The sequence below is a fragment of the Pseudomonas sp. Ps21-P2 genome (assembly GCF_039672565.1).
Classification (GTDB): Bacteria; Pseudomonadota; Gammaproteobacteria; order Pseudomonadales; family Pseudomonadaceae; genus Aquipseudomonas.
In genome coordinates this window covers 158,277-178,369 of the sequence record NZ_JBDFPL010000004.1, presented here as the reverse complement: position 1 = coordinate 178,369, position 20,093 = coordinate 158,277, and the positions used below count along the sequence as shown (strand labels likewise).

Genomic DNA, 20,093 nt, shown 5'->3' with positions numbered 1-20,093 from the left:
GAATGGAAATTCAAATGACCGAAGATAAAGAGAGCCTGGTAACGCCCGCTGTTGAGGCACCTGTGGGGCGTTGGTGGGAGCAAGACGGCGTTTTCGCCCCCACCGTCTGCCACGTATCGCCATTGACTGGCGAATTTATGGGCATGGGAGTTGCCGATCCGAGCCCATTAGAACCAGGTGTATGGCTCATGCCGGCGCATACATACCAGGGCGACGCGCCAATCGTGTTTCCCGGGTGTGCAGCGGTCCGAGGCGACGTTGATGGCATGTGGCATCAAGTGCCCGACTATCGGGGCAAAACCGTTTACGACAAAGACACTCGGGCCGCGAGCAAGCATCAAGAGCTCGGCGAGCTCCCGGAACTCTTCACACTTTCGGCGCCCTCCTCTGACTTCGATGTCTGGCAAGGTGGGCAGTGGGTGCTCGATGTCGCAGCCAAAAATGGGGCGTTGACGAATCGGGCTGGATTGAAGAAAGCGCTGCTGGCCCAGTGCGCCGGCGGCGTGATTTCAACCCTGCAGTACTCAGTGGACAAGGGTATCGCCGACGAGGCGGAGATCGAGCTTCTGGATGCCTGGCGAACGTACACCGTCACATTAAGCCGAGTCGCCCCGGGACCCGAGGTCGTTTGGCCGAACAGTCCGGATGACCCTGCAACCGCCGCCTTCCTCCAGTCGCGCGGCTACGAGGACGTTGCCGTTTAAGCATCATGGGCTTGCAACTCGCCTTGTGAGCCCTTCCCCTACAAGCCCCCCCGCTACATTCCTCGACGCGCGCGCGTCAACCTGCGCTCTACCGCCATCAACGCGCAGGATCCCCCATGCCATCCGATTATCACCACGGCGTCCGAGTCGTCGAAATCAACGAGGGCTCACGCCCTGTACGCACAGTCGCCACCGCCGTGATCGGCATGGTCTGCACCGCCGAAGACGCGGATGCGGCGACCTTCCCGCTCAATAAGCCCGTGCTTCTTACTGACGTGCTGACCGCCAGCGGCAAAGCCGGCGTGAAAGGCACTCTTGCACGAAGCCTGGATGCGATCGCCGATCAGTCCAGCCCTGTCACTGTCGTCGTGCGTGTCGCCGAGGGCGCAGACGCCGCCGCCACCAGCTCCAATGTGATCGGCGGCGTGAATGCCAATGGTCAGTACACAGGTTTGAAAGCGCTCCTGGCCGCAGAGGCCCAGTTGGGCGTTCGTCCCCGCATTTTGGGTGTTCCTGGTCTGGACAGCCTCCCGGTGGCTACCGAGCTGGTCGCTATCGCCCAGAAGCTTCGCGGGTTTGCCTACGCCAATGCCTGGAACTGCGAAACAGTCTCTGAGGCCATCGCCTACCGCGAGAACTTCGGCGCCCGCGAGCTGATGACCATCTGGCCCGACTTCATCAACTTCGACACCGCGCTGAACGCCGACGCTACCGCATCTGCCGTGGCGCGCGCATTGGGCCTGCGAGCGAAGATCGATCAGCAAGTGGGCTGGCACAAGACCATCTCCAACATCGCGGTCAATGGCGTCACCGGTTTGAGCAAGGACGTGTACTGGGACTTGCAGAGCCCCGACACCGATGCAGGGCTGCTGAACGCCGCTGACGTGACCACGCTGATTCGCCGCGACGGCTTCCGCTTCTGGGGCTCGCGCACCTGCAGCGACGATCCGCTGTTCGCGTTCGAGAACTACACGCGAACCGCCCAGGTACTGGCCGACACGATGGCCGAGAACCACTTCTGGGCCGTGGACAAGCCGATGCACCCGAGCCTAGTGCGCGACATCGTGGAGGGCATCAACGCCGCATTCCGTGACCTGGTGCGCCAAGGGTATTTGATCGGCGGCGAGTGCTGGTACGACGAGGCCGCAAACGACAAGGACACCCTCAAGGCCGGCAAGCTCTTCCTGGACTACGACTACACGCCCGTACCGCCGCTGGAGAACTTGGGCCTGCGTCAGCGCATCACCGATCGGTACCTGGTCGACTTCGCCAGCCGCGTAAACGGCTGATCCCTTATTGAATAGCGCGGCCACGGCCGCGCCTGCAGGAGAGCGCCACTATGGCTCTGCCCAAAAAGCTCAAGAACATGAACCTGTACAACGACGGCGTCAGCTACGTCGGCCAGTGCAAGACCGTCACCCTGCCGAAGCTGGGCCGCAAGCTGGAAGCCTGGCGCGGCGGCGGTATGGATGGCCCGGTGAAGGTCGACCTGGGCCATAGCGACGACGGTATCTCGATGGAATGGACGCTCGGCGGCTGGGACCTCACCGCACTGCGCCAATACGGCGCTGTATCTGTCAGCGGCGTCCAGTTGCGATGGGCTGGATCGGTCCAGCGGGACGATGACGAGCAGGTATCCGCTGTGGAAGTGGTTGTTCGCGGCCGGCATGAAGAGATCGACATGGGCGACTCGGAAGGCGGCGAAGACACCGAGCACAAATTCAACACCGCCTGCAGCTACTACAAGCTGACGATCGACGGAAACGTCGAGGTGGAAATCGACTTGCTCAACTTCATTTTCGTCGTCAACGGCGAGGACAGGCTCGCCGCGCACCGAAAGGCGATCGGCCTGTAAGCACGCCTCAACGCGCCGGCTCTCCCGGCGCTTCACCCTCCCTAACGAGTACCAATCATGACCACCACCGAGACCGCCAACGAAATCACCGCCGTCGAGCCGAACCCGAACACCATCATTCTGGACAGCCCGATCAAGCGCGGATCGTCCGAGATCAACGAGGTCACTCTTCGCAAACCCATGGCAGGCGAACTGCGCGGGGTGACGCTGACAGACCTTCTGCAAATGGACGTCCTGGCCCTGCGCAAAGTACTCCCGCGCATCACGAACCCGACCTTGACCGAACACGAAATCGGCCAGATGGATCCTGCCGATCTGGTTCAGCTCGCGAGCCTGGTAACTGGTTTTTTGTTGCCGAAGTCGGCGAAGGCGGATGCGTCCCTCGTTGCGTAGATGACGCAATGGCGGACATCGCCGTGATTTTCCACTGGGGACCAGCGGCGATGGATCCGCTGTCCCTGACCGAACTGATGGACTGGCGCGAACGCGCCCGCGTGCGAAGTGGGGCTAAGGATGAGTGACAAGCTGCGGCTGGAAGTACTGCTGTCGGCGATCGACAAGGTAACTGGCCCCCTGAAACAGATCAGCGCCGGGAGTACTTCCACTTCGCGCGCGCTCAAAGCGGCCCGGGACCAGCTCAGGGAGCTGAACGCCCAGCAGTCCAATATCTCCAGCTACACACGTCAGAAGGAGGCGGTTCGGCAGTCCTCCGAAGAGCTCGCCAAGGCGCAGAACAGATTGCGCGCGCTGCGCGAGCAGCTGCAGGGCATGGACGCGCCCACCGCCGCCTTCCAGAAATCGTTCGTCAACGCGAGCAGCGCTGTCGAAAAGCTGACCAACAAACATACTGCCCAGCGATCGGAGCTGCAGCGGCTTATCCCGCTGATGCGATCGACGGGCGCTGACACCCGTAACCTCGGAGCCACCGAGCGCCGTCTAAAGAGCGAGATCGAGGCGGCGAACATCGCCATCCAATCGCAGAAAGACCGGCTATCCGCGCTCGCCAAGCAGCAGGAGCGCGTGTCACGAGCACAGAAGAACTATTCCAAGGGCAAGGAATTAGCCGGCAACGCGGCCGTGGCGGGCGCGAGTGCGGGCGCTGTCGGCGCCGCCGCTGGCATGCCAATTCTGAGCATGGTCAAAAACTACGCCTCCTATGAAGACGCCATGGCAGGCGTTGCGAAGCAGGTCAGCGGCGCCCGGGATGACAATGGGCAACTGACAGCGACCTATTACGAAATGGGCGCGGCCATCAAGAAGATGTCCGAGACCATCCCCATGGCGACAACCGATATCGCCGCCCTGGTGGAAGGCGGCGCCAGGATGGGCGTCGAAGGTAAAGACAATCTGCTCGAGTTCGCGCGCGTGGCGGCGACAGCGGCAACTGCCTTCGAACTTCCGGCCGAGCAAGTGGGCGAAAACCTTGCACGGATCGCCCAGCTCTACCATCTGCCGATCAAGAACGTCAGCCAGTTGGGTGATGCGATCAACTACCTCGACGACAACGCCATGTCCAAGGGCAAAGACATCATCGACGTGATGCAGCGCACTGCAGGCGTCACGGCTTCGGTCGGGATGTCGTTCAAGGATGCGGCGGCGCTGGGCTCCACGTTTCTGACACTGGGGGCATCGTCAGAGATCGCCGCAACTGCAACGAACGCGATGATTCGCGAACTGGCTATCGCCACCCAGCAGCCCAAGCGCTTCGTCAAAGGTCTGCAGGCGATCGGGCTGGAAGCGAAATCCGTCCAGGACGGCATGACCAAAGACGCCACCGGCACGATTCAAAAGGTGATGGAGGCAGTCAATAAGCTGCCGAAAAACAAGCAGTTGGGGGTCATGACTCAACTCTTCGGCAAAGAGTACGGGGACGACGCCGCCAAGCTCGCGTCGAACCTGGGCGAATATAAGCGTCAGCTCGATCTGGTGAATGGCGCAAAAGCCGCGCCCAAACGCGACGGATCGATGCAGCGCGAGGGCGACATTCGGGCCGACCTGCTTTCAGCTCGCTGGCAGATGGCACAAAACCGCATGTTCAACCTGAGCAGCGCGCTCGGCGCCACCTTGCGGCCGGCGCTGATCGAGCTGGTCAATGGTTTGAACGGTGTCATGGCACGCCTCACCGCCTGGGCAGACGCCAACCCTGGCCTGGTGCTGGGCATTCTGAAAGTTGTCGCCGGCATCGCCGCCCTGTCGATCGGATTCAGCTCTGTCGCGCTCGCCCTGGCGACAACGCTCGGCCCTTTCCTGGCGGTGCGCTACGGTTTGTCGCTGATTGGAATCAAGCTGCCGTCGCTCATTGGGATGATGATTAACCTGGGGTCGAAGGTGCTGCCCTTCGTGGGGCAGGCTTTCATGTGGCTCGGCCGGCTGTTCTTGACCAACCCGATCGGCCTGGCAATCTCCGCGATCGCTCTCGCTGCATACCTGATCTATGCCAACTGGGACAAGGTGAAAACCTACTTCGCAGGTGCCTGGGAGGAAATCAAACAGGGCTTCAGCGGGGGCATCGGCAGCATCCTGAAGACGATCGCTAATTTCAGCCCGATCGGTCTGATCTATCAGGCGTTCGCGGCGGTGATAAGCTACATGGGTGTTGAGCTGCCTAACCGGTTCACCGAATTCGGCGGGATGATCATGACCGGCCTGGTCAACGGCATTCGGGACGCCATGGGCAGCGTGAAGACCGCTATTTCCGAAGCCGGTACCGAAACGATCGGGTGGTTCAAGGAAAAGCTCGGCATTCACAGCCCGTCCCGGGTGTTCGCCGAGCTCGGTGGATTCACCATGGCCGGTCTTGCACAGGGGCTGACTCAGACACAGGGCGGCCCGCTCGAGGCGGTTGCGGCCATTGCAAAGCGCGTCGCTCAAGCCGGCACGATCACGATCGGCACCAACGTGACGCCTCCTGCAGCACTGCCAAGGGCGCCGGTACTCCCGGCTGTCTCAGGAGCTCCTGCCCCGGGTGCATCGCAGGGGCTACTGTCCAGCATCACGGACGCAGGGAAGACCATGGCGAACGCCGGGCTCAGTGCGATCACAGCACTGTCGTCGGCCGCATCGCAAGCAGGCCTATCTAATACGCCTGCTGGCATGGTGCTGAGCGTGGTTTCGACCCTGGGTAAAAGCTTGGCGCAACTTGGTGGGGCGCCGAATGGAACCCCAAGTCAAGCTGCACCCGCCCAGACCATATTGCCAATTCAAGGCGCGCCCGCCCAAACCATTCTGCCGGTCCAGGGCGCTCCAGAGAGTCCAGCCGGAACGCCGCTGATCCAACCTCAACCGCACCTGGTGGTGACACCACCCGTTCAGAAACCTCGCGACGGTGCAGCTGTGACGCAGGCCCCGGCCGCACCTAAAACGTCGCCCGATATGCTCGGGGTGCTTGCAGGCATTGGGAAGCGAGTCGCGCAGGTTGGGCAAATCGCGATCGGGATTGCCGGGACAGGTCGACCGGCCGGCGCAGCCCCTTCCGAGGCACCTGAAGGCTTTGGAATGCTCGATGCAATCAGCGTGATGGGCAAGAACCTGGCTCAAGCAGGAGCCATCGCAGTGGGAATGACCGCAGCGCCGGCATCCATTGCCGTCGACAGCCGGCCACCTATCGCGTCAGTCGCACCACAGCCGGTCGTGCAATCGGCCCCGGACCACATCGAAATCAACATCCACGCAGCCCCGGGAATGGATGCGGCCGCGATCGCCCGAGCGGTTTCTGCGGAGCTGGATAAACGTCAAAACGCGAAGCGGGCTCGGGCGCGCAGTTCGCTGTATGACCAGGAGTAAACGATCATGATGATGGCCCTCGGCATGTTCATCTTCAGCCTTGAAACGTTGGTGTACCAGGAGCTGCAGCGGCAAACGGAATGGCGGCACGGTTCCACCTCCCGCATCGGCACCAATCCGGCACGTCAGTTTCTCGGACGCGGCGACGATTCGATCACGCTTCCTGGAGTTCTCCTGCCAGCACTCGCTGGCACGCCGTTGAGCGTCGACACGCTGCGTTACATGGCCGACACCGGCAAGGCTTACCCGTTGGTTGAGGGGACCGGCCGCATTCTCGGCATCTGGGTGATCGAAAGCATCAACGAGACGCGCACGCTGTTCTTCCAGGACGGCGCAGCGCGTCGAATTGAATTCACTATCGCGTTGAAGCGCATCGACGACGGCCGCGTTGATTTGCTCGGCTCTGCCGTAAGCAGCGCGGGCAACATTTTGAGGGCCGTCCTGTGATCGATGAGGCTATTGACCAAGTTGACCGCTACCTGGACAGCGCGCAGAAATCCATGCGCGAGGCGAAGGCTTATCCCCGCCCTATCTGCCGTCTGATGGTCGACGGCCGCGATATTACGGCGGCGGTGGAAAAGCGCCTGGTCAGTATTGAGCTCACTGACAACCGCGGACTCGAGGCGGACCAGCTGGACGTGACGCTTTCCGACCACGACGGCCTGCTAGTGATCCCGCCCAAGGGTGCCACGCTTCAAGTCTGGCTCGGGTGGAGTGATACCGGGCTGGTCGATAAGGGAACGTTTACGGTCGACGAAACTGAACACAGCGGCGCTCCAGATCAACTGAGCATCCGAGCGAGGAGCGTCGATCTGCGCGCAGGGCTCAAGGTCAAGCGCGAGCGTAGCTGGCATCGCCAGACGATTGGCGCCGTAATTACCGCTATTGCAGGGGCTTACGGGCTCGCGCCGATCATCAGCGCGGTATTGAACGTGATCGAGCTGGTGCATCTCGACCAGGCGAACGAATCGGATGCGAATTTGCTAACGCGTCTGGGCCAGGAGTACGACGCGATCGCCACCGTCAAGGCTGACAGATTGCTGTTCCTGCCGATCGGCAAGGCGACCAACGCGAGCGGATTGAACCTGCCGCACGTCACACTCACGCGGCTCGATGGTGATCAGCACCGCTTTCTGCAGGCGGACCGTGACAGCTATACCGGCGTGCGGGCCTTCTACTACGACGTCAACAGTGCCGAGAAAAAGAGCGCCATTTCCGGCGGCGGGGAGAACATCAAGGATCTGAGGCACTCTTTCACCGATCGAAAAAGTGCCATCGTTGCGGCACGTGCCGAGTGGAACCGCCTACAGCGCGGAACCGCGACGTTAAGCTACACGCTCGCCCACGGCCGGCCAGACCTTGCGCCGGAACTGACGTACACGCTGACAGGGATCAAGCAGGAGATTGCCGACATCATCTGGCTCGGCGGCAATGTGAAGCACAGTTTCACCTCGGACGCCTTCACCACCAGTCTGGAGCTGGAATCGCAACTGCCCGACGGGGATGAAGTTGCCGAGCTTGCAGAGGATGGCAAAAGCTACACGGGCATCATCGCCTGGTACCGGGAATCGAAGACCGCGAAACAACACACTGTCACGGCAGGCGACCAGGCACGGCCACGACGGCTCACGCACCTGTACGAAAGCAAAGCGACGGCGAAGCGGGCAGTTGAGAGGGAATATAAGCGGCTGCAGGCAAAAAACAGTGCGCCTACTACCGGAGCTCCGGCGTGATCAGCCGGAGCGCGGTTGCGGAACTCGGGCCTATTTCGTCCGGGTCAGCATTTCTGCCAGGCGCTGCAGGTGCGCCTGATCGGTTTCCGACATCTGGCGGTATCGCTGGAGCAGCACGCTCTCCAGTTGAGTCAACTTCAAGTCGGGACAATCGTTGTTTCGAGCATCCTGCTCAAGCCTCTCCAAAACGCCTCGATCCAACATGCTTAACACTCCTGGGAAACGGTAAGCATCGACGGCTTCACAGGAATCTAAATAGCCGAAAGGGGCTAGTTTCGGCTATCGGCGATGGCCGGAATGATGGGGCAAATGTCGCCTACCTAATCGGATTGAGCCGCTGGATTGACACTGCCGGTATTCATTTCCGCCAGCCCAGTTACTACGCGTCGGGCTACAGCCTGATCGGCGGCGCTCAGCGAACGGAAGGAACAAATCATTTCGGCCTCAATTCCTGCTCGCGCCTCAACGGCGTGGTCGCGGCGCCCGAAAAGGACGTACATGACATCGACCCCTACTTTCGCGACGGCCAGCAAATACGCGGTGTCCGGGTTCTGCCGGCCGCGCTCATAGTTACCCTGGGAGTTGCGTTTCACCCCTCCAATATCAGCCAGCTCGTTTTGATTAATGCCAAGCCGGTCGCGCTCTTCCCGGAGCCGCTCGCCCAAAGTTTTTTCCAAGGAATCTCCAGACACACAAATATTTGGCACGCGCCGCTTTACACACACAATTTCTTGGGCATAATGATGGCACACACAACACGATTGAACACATATGAACACTATGCCCGTCCTCCTGACAACCGAGCAAGCCCGCGCAGAACTTGACCGAAACGGGGTCACGATCGCCGAGTTCTGCCGGAAACATGCTCTGAACAAAAATTTGGTCAGCGATCTATTGAACGGTCGGAAGAAAGGCGTTCGAGGCGAGGCACGACGAGCAGCTGTGCTCCTGCGTATCAAAGACGGCGTGATATCAAACTAATTGCAGTTCTGCCGGTGAGAAACCAGAAGATGAAACGCACCGTTCTAGAAACCCGCCGCCAAGTGGTCAGCGCAGTGATCTGTGCTTACCCGGGCGGGCGTGACTGCGCTGCACCGCGACTCGGCATGTCGGTCAAGAAGTTTGATAACCACGCTTATGAAAACGCCGGCAGTCGCCCGTTGACGGACGAGCAGATCTGCCTTCTGGAATCACAGACAGGGACCACCCACCTGCCGGACTTCGTCTGCGGCCTGTACGGCGGGGTTTTCGTCCCCGTTGCCGAGGCAGGTCAGCTGGACAACCTCGATCTGTATGCACGCTCGATCAATACCTCCATCAAGCGCGGTTTGGTCGACGCCATCATTGCCAAGGCCCTCGAAGATGGGGTCATCAACGATAGCGAAGTGCAAGACATCCTCACCGCGCACCGCGCCCACGTCGCGGCCAGCCATGAAGAGATCACCGCCGTGATCGTTTTGCACCGGGAACGCCCGGGCACGTAGGAACCGAAGTAGGCGCAGGAAGCGCCGCCAATTCTCGGCGTCAGCCGAAGGCCGCAACTAGCGGCGGGGAGAACAAGTGAGCACCTACAAATTGGTATGTCCGCACTGCCAGGGGCGAATGCGCATCCGAACCAGTGAGGGCACGCATATCTTTTTGCGTATCGCCTACCTGCAATGCACCAACGAAGCGTGTGGCTGGTCCGTTCGCGCCGAGTTCGAGATGACTCACGAAATGAGCCCGTCCGGCATGCCAAACCCATCAGTTCGCCTGCCGGTGGCACCGGTTGCGATCCGCCGGCACGCGATGAAAAAGGATGGCGAACAACAGATGGATCTACTGGGATTGGAGACGGCCTGATGAAAATCGTACTGAAAGCGCAAAACCCTGAACTGGAGTATCGCTCGACGATGCAGAGCGCTGCCCTATGCTTCATGCAGCGTCACCAGGGCGAACATCTGGAGAATGACCAGCAGCTCTTCGTCCGGGCTGTGACCTATCTACAGACCTCTCTGGAAGTGCCCCTTTATCTCGCAGAGACGCTCGCGGCCCTTGCCTACAGCGAACTGCGCTCCACTGGCGATCAGCGTCGGCTGGATCTTGCCAACAGCAGCGAATCCGTGGCGGTGCTGACTGACCCCACCAGCGGCAACGCCTACGCCATACCCGTCGCCCATATCTTCGAGCAATTGATCGACTTGCCCGGGCAGCGACAGATACCCCCGACCATCTGAACAAATAGCACGACCCAAAGCGTGTGGGTTTGGGCGAATTGCGCCCGAAATCAGGGATACAGCCATGAGCACAGCACTTTCAATCCGAATGGACCTGAGCAAGAGCCTTGCAGAAGCCTTGCAGTACGAGCTGCGCGAGCGGCTACGCATTGGGATTCAAGAGCACTGGTATTCGGATGAGTTCCGGCGCGTCCCTGACGGTCTGCGCTCCGGCGCGATCCTTTCCGCTTACCCGGCCCTGGCAGCACAAAAAACCACTCTCGGCGCCTTACAGGCCGCCATAAGTAAGCAGGCTTGACGATGGAAGATGTAATCCGGGCTGACGTATTGACCCGACTCGAAAATGACTACGGGCTGAAGCATCGTGCCGGCACTGATTTCATGCGCGGCGGTGTATGCCCGGCATGCGGCAAAAAAGAGCTCTACTCGAGCTTCGTGAACCCGTGGTTCATCAAGTGCGGCCGGGAAAGCAAGTGCGGTCAGCAGTGGCACGTTAAAGAGCTGTACGACGACATTTTCGACGACTGGAGCAAACGGGCGCCGGCAACTGATGATCAGCCCACTGCCACGGCTCGCGCCTACTTGGAGTTCGCTCGCGGGTTCAAGATGGACCTGGTCGCAGGCCTGTTCACTCAAGAGAGCTACTTTGATCGGGATTTGGAGATCGGATCGGCAACCGTGCGCTTCCCTTTGGAGCGCGGGGGTTATTGGGAGCGCCTGATCGACCGACCTCACCGGTTCGGAAAGAAGAAGGCTCGGTTCAAGCCGAAGGAATCGTATAGGGGCTATTGGTGGTGTTCCCCGCACGTCGACCTCTCCAACACCCGCGAGCTCTGGATTGTCGAGGGGATCTTTGACGCCATTGCCCTGCAGCACAACGATATCGACGCTGTCGCCGCGATGTCGTCCAACGCCTTCCCGGAAGCTTCGCTCAAGGCGCTGATCACGCTACGGGCTGGCAGTCTCCCAAGGCTTGTATGGGCGCTGGACAATGAACCAGGCGCACACAAGTACACGCGCAAATGGGTGGCAATGGCCCGTGCGATGGGGTTTGAGTGTACTGCCGCGCAGATCCCGCAGCGTGATGCGCGAAAGGTGGACTGGAACGATCTACATCAGCGCTGGGCGTTTATCGACGACGAAGCCGACCGGCAAAAGCGGTTGGACGGCGACCTCGCCGAAGCACGCCACCACGGCGCCCTGCTGATCGCGGAGAGTGCCTCGGAAAAAGCGCTGCTGATGTACGACTGGCGCGAGCGAGAGGAATTTCACTTTGGCTTCGAATCCCGTCTGTACTGGTGGAAGCTGGACATCAGCAAGTTCAACAGCGCCATGCAAGCGCTGGAGACGAGCGAAAACCACGAAGAGCAGCAGCTGAACAACAAGGCAATGCGAGAGAAGGCGCTGCGCATGTCCGGCTGCGTGGTGGAGATCGCCAACTGTTACCCGCAGGCACTGTATTTCCAACGCAACGAGATCACCGACGAGTCCTGGTACTTCTTCCGAGTCGACTTCCCCCACGACGGCGTGTCGGTAAAGAACACGTTCACCGGCGGCCAGGTCGCGGCCGCGAGCGAATTCAAGAAGCGCCTTCTGGGCATGGCTGCAGGTGCCGTGTTCACTGGCAGCGGTCAGCAACTCGACAAGATCATGAAGGACCAGCTATTTGCGATCAAAACGGTCCAGACGATCGACTTCGTTGGCTACAGCAAAGAGTACGCCTGCTATGTCTACGGAGACATGGCAATCAAGGATGGTCAGGTCGTGGCGGTCAACGACGAGGAGTTCTTCGAGTTCGGGAAACTGCGACTCAAGACACTGCAAAAAGCGGTGCCGGTCCGCATCCAGCGCGATCCAAAGGAATACAGCGATGACTGGGCAAAGCTGCTGTGGACGTGCTTCGGCGCCCAGGGCGTGGTGGCGCTGACATTCTGGTTCGGATCACTTTTCGCCGAGCAAATCCGGGGGCGCTATCAGTCGTACCCTTTCCTGGAAGCAACGGGCGAAGCCGGCGCCGGTAAAACCACGCTGCTCAACCTGCTGTGGAAGTTGCTGGGACGATCTGGCTACGAGGGTTTCGACCCTTCCAAATCGACCAAAGCCGGCCGGAGTCGTTTAATGGGTCAAGTTTCCGGGATGCCGGTGGTACTGCTGGAGTCTGACCGAAGCGGCGACGACAAATCCCACGCCAAGAATTTCGAGTGGGATGAACTGAAGGACTACTTCGGCGGCGGCACACTGGCAACCAAAGGCGTCAAGACAGCCGGCAACGAAACTTACGAGCCGCCCTTCCGGGGCACCATCGCGATCAGCCAGAACGCTCCGGTTGTGGCGTCCGAAGCCATCATGACACGGATCGTTAAGCTGCATTTCGTTCGCCCGACTGTTACTCCAGAAAGCCGCGCTGCGGCTGACCAGCTCACGGCGCTGGACGGCAACAAGCTCAGCCATTTTCTGCTGCGGGCGGTCAAGCGTGAAGCCGACGTCATGTCCACCCTCGCGGACAAGATCCCGGCTCACGAAGCCCGGCTTCGTCGGCTGCATACCCATTGCATCAGCTGCGATACCGAATACCCGGGCAACAACGAAAAGGCGGCGTGCCAGAACTGCGGCAACCAGCTGCGCGGGTACATCCGGGTAGAGCGGATCGTTAAAAACCACGCGCAGCTACTTGGCTTGGTTGATTGCATCCGCTCGCTCATACCGCTGACGGACGCGCAGATCAGCACCACGCAGCGCTGCATCGTTGCAATGGCGATCGAGCGACAAAGCTCGATCAGTGCAGACCATCCAGTCGTAGCCGAATTCTGGGAAGTTTATGACTATCTGCAGGGCCTGGACGCGGAAGGGCCGGTGGTCAACCACAGTAAGAAAGACAACGTAATCGCCATCAATCTCAACGAGTTCGTGGAGCGTGCCGCCGAGCATCGTCAGAAACTGGCCGACGTCAGCGAGCTGCGCGATCGGTTGAAGGAGTCTCGTCGCAGGAAGTTTCTGGAGTCGAACAAAGCAGTGGATAGCGCGGTTCGGGCCTACCAGGCGACACGGCACAACAACACCATTACAAAATCCCCCACCGTTAAGTGCTGGATGTTCCAGGCGTAGGGCTGCAACCCACGGCGCACAGCCCTGAAAGGAGAGAACCATGCAGATTCAAATCGTCGCCGGCACGGCGCAGGCGCAACAAATCCGCGTTACGGAGCTGCTCGACGACCTGGGGAATGACCAGCGCAAAACCGTCCAGGCGGAAGCATATGGGCCCAACGGACTCGTCGACATTCTGGAGGTCCGTGGCATCGATGGTCAGCGGGAGATCCTGGTGCTCAATTGCACGCGGCGGCAAATTCAATCGGTGTTGGATTGGCAGTCATGCGAGGAAGACAACGATCAGTTTTTAGACCTGGTGCTGTACCTGGTGCGACTGCCAGACAGCGACCTGTAACGCCGGCTGCAACCGGAAACCCCTGAAAGGAGAGAACCATGCGCAACACCGAACCACTTGAGCAAGCCGCTCGCGGCGCCCTACTGGGACAGTTGTTGGGAGCGTTACTGACTGTGACGCTGATCGCAGTAGTCGCGGTGCAGGTTCCGGATCTGATGATCTGGATCCTTCGCTAGAAATCCAAATGAAGTCGGTGCCATGGGGCTGCAACCCCGTGGCACCTACCACCCCTGAAAGGAGAGAACCATGCAAGCTCAAACCCTCAACGGCAGCACGGCCGAGGCTACCATGAACACGATTGTGGATGGACATACGTTCGAGCTGAGCGAGGTGCTTGATGCCTAAGCAAGCCGCTGCCCGCCAACGACCAACGATGGCGAGCCACCGACTCGACCTGCCGAGTGTCTGTGATATTTGCGGAAAAGCTCGGTCGACTCGCACGCACCAGAACTGCAGCCGCACTCGGCAAAAAAGGAAAGAGGATGAGTGGATCGAACTTATGGCCGAGAAAGTCGCCGCTAAGCTAGCAAAGGGGCGCCGCTATGCACGCTGAAGCACCCGCGCCTGGACAGGGTTTGCTCGCCTCCATCGAAGCTCTGATCAAACAATTACAACGGCCGAATGTGGCGATCGAGTACGAGCTGTGGACCTCGCAAGACATCGCCGCATATTTGAAACTGTCCGCCTACACAGTTGAACGGAGAGTCGTTGTGCAACCAACATTCCCCGGAAGCGTGCAGCCTTGCGCTTCAGGTGCTAAAGCGGCCAAAAGGTGGTTTGCTGGAGAAGTAATAACCTGGGTACGTCAGCACAGAGCAAGGCTACCCGTCCCCAGGCGGGAGCGGTCCGCTGCTTGACCAAAAAGCCTGCTTAGCCGCAGGCTTTTAATCCAGCCGACTCGCCAACTCTGAAGCCGTCGCGTTGTAGTAGACCATCAAGGATTTTAGGTCTTTATGGCCTGTGATCCGAGCTAGATCGAGGACATCTACCTTCCGAGCAAGTTGGGTTATAGCTTCATGACGCGTGTCATGAAAAGTCAGCCCTACAATGCCAAGCTCATCCCTCACCCTGCGGAACATCGTATCGGCTGACGAAGATTCCAGTCTGAATAGACGGTCAGCCGGTCGCTTGCCCTCGTATAAAACAGCGAGCAGCTCAATTGCTCTTTTGCTTAACGGCACATTCCGACTCGATCCATTCTTTGTCTTGGGTAGGCGAACAAACCGCTCCGGCAGGTTTACCCACTGCGCGGTAATACCCAATATTTCTCCCTGCCTCATAGCTGTCTCAAGAGCAATCAGAAACGCATACGCCAGCTCCTGGAGCAGAGTCTGGGGCGGTTCGCCCGCAATGTAACCTAGCCTGTTGATCAGCGCAGTAGTCTCACTTGCCTCAACTCGGCGCTCGCGATGTGGCATGTTCCTCGGGCGCTTGGTGTCTCTAACGGGATTGACGAGGCAAGCTTTCCATTCTGTTCTGGCAATTTCAAAAACTGACGACAGCAGCGTCATCTCACGCCGGACGGTCGACGTCTGAACGGTCTTAAGCCTTGAGTCTCGCCATTGAGCGACCTGCTCGGATGTGATCGAGCTCATGAGATCCCCCACCCACACCAGAGTTTTGTCGAAGTTGTCCAGTCGAAGTTCCTCCCAACGCTGGCCAGCTTTGGTCGGGGAGACGTCGCGCTTATACCGTTGCAGGGCTTCCGATAAAGTCATAGCCACGGTCGAGCGGGACTTCCCGTTCTGCGAGGCTATTTCAACCTCACGGGCGGTCGCCCAAGCCACTGCAGCCGCCTTGGTCTCAAACGTCTGAGAGTCCCGCACGCCCAACTTTGCGACCTCCGCCCGCCATCCACCACTTCGCTTTCGATACGACGCCATAACGCCCTCCTGGCGTAAAAATGGCGTAAAGGCTACCACGCAGATGCGCGTTTATGCCGCCATCTGCCCTACCCGGCCACCGCATGAGACCAGACAAAACGGGCTCTGTAGGCAATTGCACTAAATAGCCGCTTGCTGCCAGAAGCTTGCCGTCGCCCCCTCGGGGCACCAAACAGCAACACCTTCAAGTGGTTACGTGACTTGAAGCACAAAAAAACCGGCCAGATTTGAGCCGGTTTTTTTGTGGGCGGGATTTGGTGAGTGCTGTGAAGGGGACGGAAAGACGGCGAGCGCCACGGCGCAAAACTGCTGATGTTCAAACCGCCCCCCTCCCGATCGAAGCCAGTCCCACTGACGCAACTTGCGCACTTCGTAGGACTGGCTTTAGCCGGGAAGGCGCCATGTGTCACGCCGCATTCAAACCGACCTCTTCGCGGCTGAAGCCGGTCCTACTGACACAACGTGCGCACTTCGTAGGACTGGCTTTAGCCGGTAAACCGCCACTTGTCACGCCGCAACTCTAACGGCGTTCAAACCCACCTGTCCCACTGCTGCACATAACCGCTTTCGCACTTAGCCGTTTTATCTGTAGGCAGCGTCCGACAACCAGCTCAGAAGCCTCTCAGCTAGCATAACGACGAACATTAAGTATGATCGAACCAGGACGGCACTTAGCCAGTTTTCAACCATCGGCTGCGCTTAAGGATAAGAGATGCAATCAGTCATTTACCGCGTGGACCTAAGCCTGTGCTCGCTGGCCGAGTTTCAGCAGGATGTGGATAAATACGCGGGCAATATCAGATGTGTCGAGTGCGAGGCAGGCGCCTGGTTTGTCCGCGGCTCAACGGGTGGACTGCGCGAGAGGGCTGCATGTTTCGCAGCGCATCACAAAGAAGGCTGCCAAATCAAAACGGTGGTACTCGTCGTAGACGGCGAAGAGCCTGGCATTGTCGATGGTGAAAATACTGCGCACATTGTCGTGGATCTCGACAAGCGAACACCCCAGACCATTCTGACACCGGCCCCACCCACGACACCTCCCGCAGGATCACCGTGGGGCAGTATCCAAAAGCAATACGCGAACGCAGCCGACTATCCAGTCAATAAGTCGCTGAGACAAATCCTGTCGAGGCTGATGCGTAACCCTGAGTATCCCGAAGATGAAACCAACATCAGGATAACCGCCGACAACGGGCGGGTAGTACTTGAAGGGAGCATTCGCCGCTTACTGTCCTCCCAATATCAACTTTCGAACATTGAGCTGGGCTCCGTGCGTCTGTTCTGGGGACAAATTAATAACGTCAACCGAAAGGACGGTTCAGCATGGCTCAACTGCGGCGACTATCTGAGTGAGCCAAGCATCCTCATTCGGGATAAGGACTTGGAAGATGACATGCTTTCAGCATTCAAGCTCAGCGACCTTACCGATCTCGCAGGTGCACGATTTATCATGGCTGGGCACCTGTCAGGGTCTGCAAAAAAGAAGATCCTGAACTTCGCATTCGCCAAATATATCGCTTTTGTGAAATACCGAATTAAGGACGAGGACTGACTATGGTCACCTGCACATCGATTGAAGAAGTCCGGCAGCACATCGACCGCATTGACCGTGATCTTGTATCACTGCTTGCCCGTCGTGGAAATCTGGTTAATCAGGCCGCAGCGTTCAAAAAGACGACGACAGAGGTTAAGGCTACCTCACGGGTTGAGGATGTGATTGCGAAAGTCCGGGCCGTCGCAGAGGACTGCGGGGCCTCTGCCGAGGTAGTAGAAAAGGTATACCGGGCGATGATTGCAGCGTTCATCGAAGAAGAATTGGCAGCTCATGCTGCATTGAGAAGCGGTACTGCGACCTAACCACCCCAGCCGCAATACCTGCCCCCATCAAAAATCCTGCGAAGTAGGCCGCAGCACGATCTCGTTAATATCCACATCACCCGGCTGTTCGATCGCGTAGGCAATGGCGCGGGCGACGGATTCGGCCGGGATCGCTTGTTTGTAGAACTCCTTGACCACATCCGCGCTCGGCTGATGGCCGCTGCCCAATTTCAACTCGGAATCCACGGCACCGGGCTCAATGGTGGTGGTGCGGATCTTGCCGCCGACTTCGTGGCGCAGGCCGTCGGAGATCGCGCGGACGGCATACTTGGTGCCGCTGTAGACGGAGCCGCCCGGGCTGAAGACTTTGATGCCGGCCACTGATGAGATGTTGATGAAGTGGCCGGAGCCCTGGGCTTCGAACTTCGGCAGTGCGGCGGCGATGCCGTAGAGGACGCCTTTGATGTTGATGTCGATCATGCGGTCCCATTCGTCGACGCGCAGTTCGGCGATCGGCGCGATGGCCATGAGGCCGGCGTTGTTGATCATGACGTCGATGCGGCCGAAGTCGCGAACAGCATTTTCGACGAGTGCCGACAGGTCGTCTCGGCGAGTGACGTCAACGGTGTAGGCCGATGCCTCGCCGCCGGTAGCCTTGATGTCGCGGACGATGACGTCCATACGCTCCTGACGGCGTGCGCCGAGGACAACCTTGGCGCCCAGTTTTGCCAGGTGCCGCGCGGTGGCCTCGCCGAGTCCGCTGCTGGCGCCAGTGATGACGACGACTTTGCCTTGGATGCCATTGCTCATTGCAGTTCTCCTGAAGCGTTGGGAAGTTGATGGGGCCAGTTTGCGATGGATATTCCTGTCAGAAAATGGAAGAGTTCGGTTTTGAGAATTCCACTTTTTGGAACACGAGCGCCCGCCCATGCTGAACCGAATGGAAATGCTGCGTATCTTTTTGGCGGCTGTGGACGCACCCACGTTTCGGGAAGCCGCGACTCGCCTCGGCACTTCGCCACAAAAGGTCACCCGCGCAATAAAGGAACTAGAGCGAACCTTCGCCGAACCGTTGTTTCATCGCAGCACGCGACAGGCTCATGTCACGGCGTACGGTGCAGACGTGGCGCGACAGGCGCGTGAGACCCTCGACCAGTTCGATCGCCTGTTCGCGGCCCACACGAAAAATCCCGCGGCGGATGTGGTGGGCCGCGTAGGCATCACCGCGCCTCACTCGATCGGCAAGCTGTATCTGGCCGGTTTCCTCCAGCCATTGATGCAGCAACATCCCGGCCTGCGGATCGAGTTGAGCCTGGATGACCAACTTACCGATGCCGTCGGTTCGAGGATCGATATCGGCATTCGCATTGGCACGGTCCGGGACCGGCGCTACATCGCGCGAGTGGTGGCGCAAGTGCCGTTGAAGATCGTCGCGTCGCCGGACTTGATCGCGGCAGTGGGCATGCCATCCGCGCTGGAAGACCTTAAACAGCTGCCGCTGTCGACGCTGATTGATCGCAACAATGGACGACCCTGGCCGTGGTTTCTGTCCGGAGGCCAAAGCTACTCGCCACCCTCCCCCGCATTCAGTTGTGATGACCCGGAGACCGAACTGGAATTCGTACTGGCGGGCGTCACGTTTGCGCAGATGCCCCATTACCTGGCCGAGGCTTACCTGCGCAACGGGCGTCTGATCGAGGTGTTGCCGAATGCCGCGCCGCCGCCCATGGACCTTTCCGTGTACCGGACGCAGTCAGGGCCGGTGCCGAGCAGGGTACGTCTTGTCTACGATCACCTGATCCACTGCCTGAGCGATCTACAGACCTTCCCCTGACGGCATGGCGCAGGAAGATTCGACCTAAGCGACCGAACCGATGACGACCGCCTTCGGTCGAACGCCGTGCGATGCGCCCCCGAGGCGCGCACGCTGCCAGATGCTTAAGCAGCCACCCATTCACCGAAAATCACCGGCCTTCCATGTTCGAACACATCGACTTCAACTATCTGCTTTCAAACTACGGGTACTGGGCCATCTTCATCGGCTGCCTGCTGGAAGGGGAGACCATCCTGATCCTCGGCGGGCTGGCGGCGCACCAGCACGTCCTGCAATGGCAGCAAGTGCTCATCTACGCCACGTTGGGCGGGATGCTCGGCGATCAGATTCTGTTCTGGACCGGGCGCTACTTCGGGCCACGCCTGCTGCCGCGCCTGCACCGCCAGCAAGCGACCATCGACCGCGTGTCCGACCTGATCAAGCGCTACCCCACGGCGTCCATTTTCTCGGTGCGCTTTCTCTACGGCATGCGTCTGATCGGGCCTCTGGTTATCGGCGCAAGTCGCTTGTCGCCCGTTCGTTTTGCAATCATCAACCTGCTTGGCGCCGCAGTCTGGGCAAGCCTCTTTCTCGCGGCCGGCTACTGGGCGGGGGGCTTTCTCGAGACCATGTTCGGCAACTTGAAGCCTTATCGGCTGCCGATCTTCCTGGGCGTGGTCGTGGTGGGCGCGGCCGTCGCGCTGTATCGGCATCGTCGCGCAAAAACACGGCCTGCCAGACAGGCGGCCAAGCGGGCAAAGGACGTCCCGCCCTCCTCTGCGGGATAACGCTTCCCATCTGCGCTGACCGCCTCTATAACGGCAGACAGGCATTTGAAGCAGAGGG

The 20,093-nt window shown here is 59.5% G+C and carries 25 protein-coding genes; 21 read left to right on the top strand and 4 right to left on the bottom strand.

The window, feature by feature from the left end; translation table 11 throughout:
- Positions 1-14 precede the first annotated feature (14 nt).
- From ABEH28_RS11830 to ABEH28_RS11795, 8 genes are all read left to right on the top strand, one after another.
- On the top strand, positions 15-704 hold the full coding sequence (locus ABEH28_RS11830) for a tail fiber assembly protein (protein WP_346630016.1): 690 nt from the start codon (positions 15-17) through the stop codon (positions 702-704).
- A gap of 116 nt (positions 705-820) precedes the next feature.
- Positions 821-1,993: a phage tail sheath protein gene (locus tag ABEH28_RS11825; RefSeq protein ID WP_346628048.1), complete on the top strand. Its 1,173-nt coding sequence runs from the start codon at positions 821-823 to the stop codon at positions 1,991-1,993.
- Positions 1,994-2,043: 50 nt separating this feature from the next.
- On the top strand, positions 2,044-2,559 hold the full coding sequence (locus ABEH28_RS11820; protein WP_192130761.1) for a phage major tail tube protein: 516 nt from the start codon (positions 2,044-2,046) through the stop codon (positions 2,557-2,559).
- Positions 2,560-2,616: 57 nt separating this feature from the next.
- Entirely contained in the window at positions 2,617-2,952 is a 336-nt protein-coding gene (locus ABEH28_RS11815) for a phage tail assembly protein (RefSeq protein ID WP_192130760.1), read from the top strand.
- Between the two features lie 8 nt (positions 2,953-2,960).
- Positions 2,961-3,080, top strand: coding sequence for a GpE family phage tail protein (locus tag ABEH28_RS11810; protein WP_110950425.1), 120 nt, complete (start codon positions 2,961-2,963; stop codon positions 3,078-3,080).
- Entirely contained in the window at positions 3,073-6,342 is a 3,270-nt protein-coding gene (locus tag ABEH28_RS11805) for a phage tail tape measure protein (protein ID WP_346630015.1), read from the top strand. The genes ABEH28_RS11810 and ABEH28_RS11805 overlap by 8 nt, the downstream gene beginning before the upstream one ends.
- 6 nt (positions 6,343-6,348) lie before the next feature.
- A complete protein-coding gene (locus ABEH28_RS11800; RefSeq protein WP_110950424.1) occupies positions 6,349-6,789 on the top strand; it encodes a phage tail protein in 441 nt (146 codons plus the stop codon).
- Complete coding sequence (locus ABEH28_RS11795; protein WP_346630014.1) at positions 6,786-8,075, top strand: phage late control D family protein; 1,290 nt, start codon at positions 6,786-6,788, stop codon at positions 8,073-8,075. The genes ABEH28_RS11800 and ABEH28_RS11795 overlap by 4 nt, the downstream gene beginning before the upstream one ends.
- A 30-nt stretch (positions 8,076-8,105) precedes the next feature.
- Here ABEH28_RS11795 and ABEH28_RS11790 read toward each other — a convergent pair whose 3' ends face one another.
- Entirely contained in the window at positions 8,106-8,279 is a 174-nt protein-coding gene (locus tag ABEH28_RS11790; RefSeq protein WP_346630013.1) for a hypothetical protein, read from the bottom strand.
- Between the two features lie 116 nt (positions 8,280-8,395).
- Positions 8,396-8,752, bottom strand: a complete 357-nt coding sequence (locus tag ABEH28_RS11785) for a helix-turn-helix transcriptional regulator (RefSeq protein WP_346630012.1) — start codon at positions 8,750-8,752, stop codon at positions 8,396-8,398.
- A 103-nt stretch (positions 8,753-8,855) separates the two neighbouring features.
- Between ABEH28_RS11785 and ABEH28_RS11780 the strand changes: the two genes are divergently transcribed.
- The 9 genes from ABEH28_RS11780 (at position 8,856) to ABEH28_RS11740 (ending at position 14,286) form a co-directional block, all read left to right on the top strand.
- On the top strand, positions 8,856-9,056 hold the full coding sequence (locus tag ABEH28_RS11780; protein ID WP_346628107.1) for a DNA-binding protein: 201 nt from the start codon (positions 8,856-8,858) through the stop codon (positions 9,054-9,056).
- Positions 9,057-9,085: 29 nt separating this feature from the next.
- Complete coding sequence (locus ABEH28_RS11775; protein WP_110950421.1) at positions 9,086-9,559, top strand: YmfL family putative regulatory protein; 474 nt, start codon at positions 9,086-9,088, stop codon at positions 9,557-9,559.
- Positions 9,560-9,635: 76 nt separating this feature from the next.
- Positions 9,636-9,917, top strand: coding sequence for an ogr/Delta-like zinc finger family protein (locus ABEH28_RS11770; protein WP_110950420.1), 282 nt, complete (start codon positions 9,636-9,638; stop codon positions 9,915-9,917).
- A complete protein-coding gene (locus ABEH28_RS11765) occupies positions 9,917-10,291 on the top strand; it encodes a hypothetical protein (RefSeq protein WP_346630011.1) in 375 nt (124 codons plus the stop codon). Before ABEH28_RS11770 ends, ABEH28_RS11765 begins: the two co-directional genes overlap by 1 nt.
- Positions 10,292-10,355: 64 nt before the next feature.
- The gene (locus ABEH28_RS11760) at positions 10,356-10,589 is read left to right on the top strand and encodes a hypothetical protein (protein ID WP_346628055.1); all 234 of its coding nucleotides are present in this window, start codon (positions 10,356-10,358) and stop codon (positions 10,587-10,589) included.
- 2 nt (positions 10,590-10,591) lie between these two features.
- Positions 10,592-13,396, top strand: a complete 2,805-nt coding sequence (locus ABEH28_RS11755) for a toprim domain-containing protein (protein WP_346630010.1) — start codon at positions 10,592-10,594, stop codon at positions 13,394-13,396.
- Between the two features lie 40 nt (positions 13,397-13,436).
- Positions 13,437-13,733, top strand: a complete 297-nt coding sequence (locus ABEH28_RS11750) for a hypothetical protein (RefSeq protein ID WP_346630009.1) — start codon at positions 13,437-13,439, stop codon at positions 13,731-13,733.
- Positions 13,734-13,771: 38 nt separating this feature from the next.
- Complete coding sequence (locus ABEH28_RS11745; protein WP_346630008.1) at positions 13,772-13,909, top strand: hypothetical protein; 138 nt, start codon at positions 13,772-13,774, stop codon at positions 13,907-13,909.
- 161 nt (positions 13,910-14,070) lie between these two features.
- Entirely contained in the window at positions 14,071-14,286 is a 216-nt protein-coding gene (locus tag ABEH28_RS11740; protein WP_346630007.1) for a hypothetical protein, read from the top strand.
- A gap of 331 nt (positions 14,287-14,617) precedes the next feature.
- Here ABEH28_RS11740 and ABEH28_RS11735 read toward each other — a convergent pair whose 3' ends face one another.
- The gene (locus ABEH28_RS11735) at positions 14,618-15,616 is read right to left on the bottom strand and encodes a site-specific integrase (protein ID WP_346630006.1); all 999 of its coding nucleotides are present in this window, start codon (positions 15,614-15,616) and stop codon (positions 14,618-14,620) included.
- A gap of 712 nt (positions 15,617-16,328) precedes the next feature.
- Here ABEH28_RS11735 and ABEH28_RS11730 point away from each other — a divergent pair.
- Entirely contained in the window at positions 16,329-17,168 is an 840-nt protein-coding gene (locus ABEH28_RS11730; RefSeq protein ID WP_346630005.1) for a hypothetical protein, read from the top strand.
- A gap of 2 nt (positions 17,169-17,170) precedes the next feature.
- Positions 17,171-17,473 (top strand): chorismate mutase, encoded by a 303-nt coding sequence (locus ABEH28_RS11725; RefSeq protein ID WP_346630004.1) that lies wholly within the window; start codon positions 17,171-17,173, stop codon positions 17,471-17,473.
- A 27-nt stretch (positions 17,474-17,500) separates the two neighbouring features.
- Here ABEH28_RS11725 and ABEH28_RS11720 read toward each other — a convergent pair whose 3' ends face one another.
- The gene (locus ABEH28_RS11720) at positions 17,501-18,244 is read right to left on the bottom strand and encodes an SDR family oxidoreductase (protein ID WP_346625597.1); all 744 of its coding nucleotides are present in this window, start codon (positions 18,242-18,244) and stop codon (positions 17,501-17,503) included.
- 118 nt (positions 18,245-18,362) lie between these two features.
- On the opposite strand from ABEH28_RS11720, the gene ABEH28_RS11715 reads away from it, so the two are divergent.
- On the top strand, positions 18,363-19,268 hold the full coding sequence (locus ABEH28_RS11715; protein ID WP_346630003.1) for a LysR family transcriptional regulator: 906 nt from the start codon (positions 18,363-18,365) through the stop codon (positions 19,266-19,268).
- Between the two features lie 143 nt (positions 19,269-19,411).
- Positions 19,412-20,035, top strand: a complete 624-nt coding sequence (locus ABEH28_RS11710) for a DedA family protein (RefSeq protein ID WP_346630002.1) — start codon at positions 19,412-19,414, stop codon at positions 20,033-20,035.
- The last annotated feature ends 58 nt before the right edge of the window (positions 20,036-20,093 follow it).